Raw genomic sequence first — 7,120 nt, 5'->3', positions numbered from 1 at the left:
GATCATGTCTGTCGTTCTCCGCTGGCAGGGCGTCAAGTCAATGATGGCAGATTGCTGGGGTTTTTAGAGGCTCCTAAAAGCTTGATCAGGTACCCATCCGAAGGCGTGGAAAAGATTCTTGGACCCACGCTGGGTATTCCGCTGTTCCAGGAACAGGTCATGGAGCTGGTGATTCATGCCGGTTACGACCCGGACGATGCCGACCGATTACGTCGCTCGATGGCGGCGTGGCGTCGTGGTGGTGATATGGAATCGCATCGCATCCGGATTCGCGCGCTGATGGAAGGCAAAGGCTACGCCTCCATCTTCATCGACCAGATCTTCGAACAGATCAAAGGCTTCGGCTCCTACGGCTTCCCGCAAAGCCATGCCGCCTCGTTCGCCAAACTTGTCTACGCCAGCTGCTGGCTCAAACGGCATGAACCTGCAGCCTTCGCTTGCGGGTTGCTTAATGCGCAGCCGATGGGCTTCTATTCGGCTAGCCAGATCGTGCAGGACGCACGCCGCGGTAGTCCCGAGCGCGCACGCGTGGAGGTGTTGCCGGTGGATGTGCTGCACAGCGCCTGGGACAATACCCTGGTCGGTGGCAGGCCGTGGCGCAGCAACGAAGACCCAGGTGAACAACCGGCGATCCGTCTGGGCATGCGTCAGGTCGCTGGATTATCGGAAGTGGTGGCAAACCGCATTGTCACCGCACGCGCGCAACGTGCGTTTGCCGATATCGGTGATCTATGCCTGCGCGCCGCACTCGACGAAAAAGCGCGCCTTGCGTTGGCCGAGGCCGGCGCATTGCAAGGCATGGTGGGCAATCGCAATGCCGCGCGCTGGGCCATGGCTGGCGTGGAAGCCAGCCGCCCGCTACTGCCCGGTAGCCCGCAAGAGCAGGCGGTGGAGTTCGAAGCACCGCACGCAGGCGAAGAGATCCTGGCCGACTATCGCTCGGTCGGCCTGAGTCTGCGCCAGCACCCGCTGGCGCTGCTTCGCCCGCAGATGCGCCAGCGGCGCATCCTGGGTTTGCGGGAGCTGCAGGGGCGCAGCCACGGCAGCGGCGTGCAGGTCGCTGGTCTGGTCACGCAACGTCAGCGCCCAGCCACCGCCAAGGGCACCATCTTCGTCACCCTGGAAGACGAGCACGGCATGATCAACGTCATCGTCTGGTCGCACCTGGCGCTGCGCCGGCGCCGCGCACTGCTGGAATCGCGCCTGCTTGCGGTGCGCGGGCGTTGGGAACGCGTGGACGACGTGGAGCATCTTATCGCCGGGGATCTGTACGACCTCAGCGCGCTGCTCGGCGCGATGCAGTTGCCCTCGCGCGATTTCCATTGAGGCGTTGCCGGCAAGACCGGCCAACACCGGCATCGCGTAATGGTCACGATTCAAGACCAGGTCTATCGCCGCACATCATCCGCAGTTGTCGCCGTTCTGCGCCAGCTCGTCAGCGCTGCCAGCAGCGGCCCATGGCGCCGTGTTCGCTGCGGCGTTGCAATGTTCCATGCACGACGCGCAGCGCCTCACCCAGGCGCGCATTATCCAATGTCGATGCGGCTTGGTGGCCAGTGATGGGGCTGGTGTGGTCAACCCGGCGCATGCAACCGGTTAGTGACTTTCAAGCGGTCTGTACTACACCATGGCGGGCGCAGTCGCGCTGACCCATTCCTTTCCCACGAGGCGATCATGAAGTTGGAGGTTTTGTTTGACAAGTTGCATACCCTGCCCACGGTACCCAAGGTGGCGCAGGACCTGATTCGTCAGTTCGATGATCCGAACACCAACATCGATGTGTTGGCGCACAGCATCGAGCGCGATCCGGTGATCGCTGCCAAGGTATTGTGGCTGGCCAATTCGGCACGCTTCCATGGCCTGCGCGATTCCACCAGCGTGGAAGACGCGGCCATGCGGCTGGGCTTCAACACGCTGCGCACGTTGGTGCTTGCCTCGTCGATGACCGGTGCGTTTCATGCCGGCCCGAGTTTCGATCTGAACGCGTTCTGGCGGCACAGTTTCGGCGTGGCCGGCATCTGCCGGTTGCTGGCGCGCCAGCACGGGCTCGATCCGGAAACCGCATTTACCTGCGGCATGATGCACAACATCGGCGAGCTGCTGATCCAGTCCGGCGCACCGGAATACGCCAGCCGCATCAATCAGGAAAGCTCCTCTGCCGGGCATGCTACCGAAGAAACCCTGCAGTTGGGCTTCGGTTACCCGGAAGTGGGCGCCGAGCTGGTGCGTTGCTGGCAGTTGCCTGTGGTGATCCAGCAAGCCATCGCTTATCAGGTCCGGCCAGCAGCCGCGCCGGAAGGCGCGCTGATGCCGCTGCTGGTGGCCCAGGCGGTGCAGGTGTCCGATGCGCTGGACGCACATGGCAAAGCAACCCCGGCCACACTGCAAGCGATGCGTGGACCATTGATGGATACGGTGGATCTGGATGCACTGTTTGCTGCGCTGCCGGAGGTGATCGAGGCCAACCGCGCGTTCGCCGAGTTGTTGCACTGATATCGATCAACAAGGGCTGCGCGGATGTGCCGCTGGGTCATTCCAGACGTCGCGGTTCGAACGCACAGTCCTTCGCACTCTGTGTGCAGGAGTAGAACGCATCCAGCGTCGGTGCTGGCGTTTTTTGATCGAGCTGCCAGCGCGAGGGGCGTTTGGGGACGACGATCAGGTTGCGTTGCTGATTCGGTGTGCTTCGGTCGAAGTAAGCCAGATCCACTTGCTTGTGGTTACGCAGTTCATAGGTGCAATTGACCAGCGTACCCTCGGATTCGGATTCTGTTTTAGATTTGCCCGGCTGCTTGCCGTAGAACAATACCGAGGACAGCTTGATCGGTACACCCTGATCGGGCTGCTTCGTACTGACCCAATCGCCTCTTCCATAAGCACCGCTTCCAGCAGAAAATTCGACATCGGCGACCGCTCGGTAGTGGGCTGCGTCGTAGTGGACCGCGGCAGGTTCCGGGCATTTTGCGCTTTGCGGAGAATGTTCTTGGCCGAATGCAGTGGATGGCTGCAGCGACAGCATCAGCATGCCGAAGAAAATAACGGTGCTTAGCGGATGTTTCATGATGGAAGCCTTACGGTAGGAGGTAGGTGTCAGGAAGGGGAAGGAGTCGTGCTGGTCATCGCGCCTGGCCGAAGCAACCGGGCCGGATCATGCTGCTGCCATAATCATGCTGCTGCCATAGACACCCCGCGTGTGCGTGATGATAGTGATCGCTGAGACATGGCGGTCTTTCAAGGCGAACCGATGTCGACGCAGGCGTACCTACGCCATAGGAGGGGCGCTGTGCAGGTCGCTGTCAGCATGGTTCGGCGGCAGCAGGCCCGGGCACTTCTACCCGCGACAGCAGGCACACTGTCACGCCGCGCCGCAGCTGGACGCAAACGCGCACAGGCGCTAGCGTGGTCCGGATTTTTGCCACAGGGGAACCGTCCATGCATCATGACGCGCAGCCGCGCCAGCTCACCTTCCGCGCCGTCGTGCTGTCCATCGTTTTGGCGGTGGTGCTTTCGGCCGCCAACGCCTATCTCGGCCTGTTTGCCGGCCTGACCATCGCCACCGCCATCCCGGCCGCGGTCGTCTCGATGGGCGTGCTGCGTCTGCTCGGCGGCGGCACCATTCTGGAAAACAACATTGTCCAGACCGGTGCCTCGGCGGGGTCCTCGATCGCGGCGGGGGTGATCTTCACCATCCCCGCGCTGGTGATCATGGGCTACTGGCCAGACTTCAAATACTGGTGGGTGCTCGGCATCGCCGGCATGGGCGGGTTGCTCGGTGTGCTGTTTTCGGTGCCGCTGCGGCGCTCGATGATCGTCGAAGACCCGCTGCCATTCCCCGAAGGCAAGGCCGCGGCCGAGGTGCTCAAGGCCGGCGCAAACCCAGGCCCGGGTCTGAAGCTCCTGGCCATCTCCGGTGCCATCGGCGCGCTGGTCAAGCTGGCGGCGGCCAGCGGCCTGCGGGTGATCCCGGACACCTGGGCGCAGGCCACTTACCTCGGCAGCAGCCGGCTGGTCGGTTATCTGGGCACCAACCTGTCGCCGGCGCTGCTGGGCGTGGGGTACATCGTCGGCTTGAATGTCGGCATCGTGGTGTTGTCAGGCGCCATCGTGTCCTGGCACATCGCCATCCCGCTGTATCAGCAATTCTTCATGGGCTCGGATCCGGCATTGGCGCAGAGCCTGATCAATGCACCGGCGGCTGACGCGGCATTCGCCATCTGGGGCGCGAAGATCCGTTATCTGGGCGTCGGCGCGATGCTGATCGGCGGCGTGTGGACCTTGTTCTCGCTGCGTAAATCGCTGTTGTCCGGCGTCAAAAGCGGCTTTGCCGCCGCGCGCAAGAGCAATGGCGGTGTGGTTGCCGAGACCGAGCGCGACCTACCGATGACGTGGATGCTGGTGGCGCTGGTGCTGTGCACCTTGCCGCTGCTGGGCCTGTATCAGGCGATCGTGCAGCAGTGGCACGTGTCGATCCCGATGACCATCATCATGATCGTGGCCGGCTTTCTGTTCGTGTCGGTGTCCGGTTATCTGGCCGGGTTGATCGGCTCGTCCAACAATCCGGTCTCGGGCATCACCATCTCCACCATCCTGTTCGCCTCGGCGGTGCTGGTGTTGCTGCTCGGCAAGAGCGGGCTGGCGCCGGTGGGCATCGGCGGGGCGCCGTTGGGTGCAGTGGCGGCGATCATGATCGCCGCGGTCGTGTGCTGCGCAGCAGCGGTGGGCGGCGACAATCTGCAGGATCTCAAAGCCGGCTATCTGGTCGGCGCCACGCCGTGGAAGCAGCAGCTGATGCTGGGCATCGGCGCTTTCTCCTGCGCGCTGATCATGGCGCCGGTGCTGAACCTGCTCGCGCAGGCCTACGGCATCGGCCCGGCCACGCCGCAGCATCCCAACGCGCTCGCTGCACCGCAGGCCACGCTGATGGCCTCGGTCGCCAAGGGCTTGTTCGGTGGCGAGCTGCCGTGGGCGATGATCGTCATCGGCGTCGGCGTGGGCGCGGCCATCATCGCGCTGGACGAATGGCTGAAGAAAACCGGCAAGCGTTTCCGTGTGCCGGTGCTGGCCGCGGCGATCGGTATCTATCTACCGCTGGAACTGATGGTGCCGATCTTCATCGGAGGTCTGATCGCGCACCTGGTGGAACGCTTCCACAAGATCCGCGCCGACGACGAAGACGGCCGTGACCGCGTGCATCGCCCGGGCGTGCTGTTCGCCGCCGGCCTGATCACCGGCGAGGCGTTGATGGGGATCGCCATTGCAGTACCGATTGTGCTGTCCAGCCGCGCCGATGTGCTGGCCTTGCCGGCAAGCTTGCAGCTCAACCAATGGTTCGGCCTGGCGATGCTCGCCCTGGTCGGCTGGCTGCTGTATCGCGTCGGCAAGCGCGGCGAACAGGCCGCCTGAGCGCGACCCATCGATGATGCATGCGTTTGCATGCGCCATCTCGACGGACACGCATCGCTGGGTGCGTGTCGGTTTTTCGTTGCGGCGTTGCGATCGGATGACCGCAGCGTCTAACGCGCAGCGCTTCGGCAATTTCTCGCCTTTGCGTCGGCTTTACGCCCCACGCAGGCGCCATGTATAGCGACTTTATGCCGCTGCTCCGTATCGTGCCGTCTCCCGCACGGATGGTGCGCCACGGCTGCTGGATGCCTCGATCGATCCCGATGACACCCCGCGACGCAGGTTCTTGCGCCGCGTAACGCTGCGGCTGACGGTGGTGAAAGTGCTACTCACATCACGCTGTGCAACATCGGCTTGCTGTTGAGGTCTCTTTTGTCACGGATGGTCACTGCGAACCTGCAGACGCCTATAAGATCGATTGGCAGGACTCGCCCGTTCGGCGACCATGCAGTCGTTCTACATCCACGCGCATTTCCCCCTCCCTAACGCTGACCGTTCACACGATCTGTCCAGCGTCTTGCCATGGAACCACTGCAATGCTCACTGCTATCTCCAAGCGTTCCACCCGCGCACAACGCGCACCGTTGTTGGCCATCGCACTGGCCGGCGTGCTGTGTAGCCTCGCGCTACAGGCACAGGCACAAGACGCCACCGAGGCGGCGCTGTGCACCGATCGCCCGACCAAGGCCAATGCCACCTGCACCGTGCCAACTGGCGCCTGGCAGCTGGAAACCGACATCGGCAACTACACCCGCGACAGCCAGCCCGGTACGCGGGTCGAAACCTCCTATTTCACCAATCCCACGCTGAAATACGGCGTCAGCGACCGCATCGATCTGCAGCTCAACTGGGCGCCGCAGCTGCAGGTCAAAACCACCGATCGCGCAACCGGTGCACGCAGCAGCCTCAGTGGTGGCGGCGATATCTTTCTGCGCATGAAGGCGCGTTTCTACGAGAGCGACACCGCCAGCGTGGCGCTGCTGCCGTTCGTTAAGGCACCGACCGCGCGTACCGGCCTGGGCAACGACGAGTGGGAAGGCGGCATCGCATTGCCGATCAACTTCGTGCTGCCCAATAGTTTCTCGCTGACCTTGGGGCCAGAGGTGGATTGGTTGGCCGACAGCGATGGCAGCGGCAACCATGTCGCGCTGATCAATGCGATCAATCTGGCGCATCCGATCACCTCAAAGTTGTCGATGGCGGTGGAAGTGTGGTCCTCGATCAACCGCGACCCTGCGCAGACCATCGAGCAGTATTCGGCCGACATCGCCGCCGCCTATCTGATCAACCCGCTGCTGCAGCTGGATGTGGGCGCCAACTTCGGCCTCAACGACCGCACCCCGGACGCGCAGGTGTATGTGGGAATGTCGCACCGCTTCTGATGCGTTGAAGCGGGTTGGGCATTGCGAGATAAAAACCGCGTGGGTAGCAGCGGTGCGATCAGACATTGCGTGGTGCCGGTTGACCGGCACCACGTTGCCCGCGCGCTGCAAGCGCAGTGCGCTTGACGACCACACGCGTGCATCTGCTGCGCACCTGCGCCCTGCCAGATGGCATACCAATGCGGCTGCAAGATTTGCTTCAATGCAGCACAGTCCATTTTGCACGCACCGCCAGCTGCGTATTTTTCCAGCTGCCCCAGCATGCATACGCGGCCACAAAGGCAGACCCAACCCCAATCCTTTGCGCGCTCGCTACGGCAACGCCTACCATCCAC

The 7,120-nt window shown here is 63.0% G+C and carries 4 protein-coding genes and 1 pseudogene; 4 read left to right on the top strand and 1 reads right to left on the bottom strand.

Features of this window, described 5'->3' with window-relative positions; genetic code table 11:
- Window positions 1–84 precede the first annotated feature (84 nt).
- Both XpopCFBP1817_RS07915 and XpopCFBP1817_RS07910 read left to right on the top strand, forming a co-directional pair.
- Window positions 85–1,326: pseudogene (locus XpopCFBP1817_RS07915) on the top strand (helix-hairpin-helix domain-containing protein); the annotation flags it as partial.
- Between the two features lie 348 nt (window positions 1,327–1,674).
- The gene (locus XpopCFBP1817_RS07910) at window positions 1,675–2,493 is read left to right on the top strand and encodes an HDOD domain-containing protein (RefSeq protein ID WP_128416703.1); all 819 of its coding nucleotides are present in this window, start codon (window positions 1,675–1,677) and stop codon (window positions 2,491–2,493) included.
- A 37-nt stretch (window positions 2,494–2,530) separates the two neighbouring features.
- On the opposite strand, the gene XpopCFBP1817_RS07905 is transcribed toward XpopCFBP1817_RS07910, so the two are convergent.
- A complete protein-coding gene (locus XpopCFBP1817_RS07905) occupies window positions 2,531–3,061 on the bottom strand; it encodes a DUF3757 domain-containing protein (protein WP_128416702.1) in 531 nt (176 codons plus the stop codon).
- 371 nt (window positions 3,062–3,432) lie between these two features.
- On the opposite strand from XpopCFBP1817_RS07905, the gene XpopCFBP1817_RS07900 reads away from it, so the two are divergent.
- Together XpopCFBP1817_RS07900 and XpopCFBP1817_RS07895 are read left to right on the top strand one after the other, a co-directional pair.
- The gene (locus tag XpopCFBP1817_RS07900; RefSeq protein WP_128416701.1) at window positions 3,433–5,403 is read left to right on the top strand and encodes an OPT family oligopeptide transporter; all 1,971 of its coding nucleotides are present in this window, start codon (window positions 3,433–3,435) and stop codon (window positions 5,401–5,403) included.
- Window positions 5,404–5,939: 536 nt separating this feature from the next.
- Window positions 5,940–6,785, top strand: coding sequence for a transporter (locus XpopCFBP1817_RS07895; protein ID WP_128416700.1), 846 nt, complete (start codon window positions 5,940–5,942; stop codon window positions 6,783–6,785).
- Window positions 6,786–7,120 lie beyond the last annotated feature (335 nt).

This window comes from Xanthomonas populi, assembly GCF_002940065.1.
In the GTDB taxonomy this organism is placed as follows: domain Bacteria; phylum Pseudomonadota; class Gammaproteobacteria; order Xanthomonadales; family Xanthomonadaceae; genus Xanthomonas; species Xanthomonas populi.
This window is presented reverse-complemented; position numbering and strand designations above follow the sequence as displayed.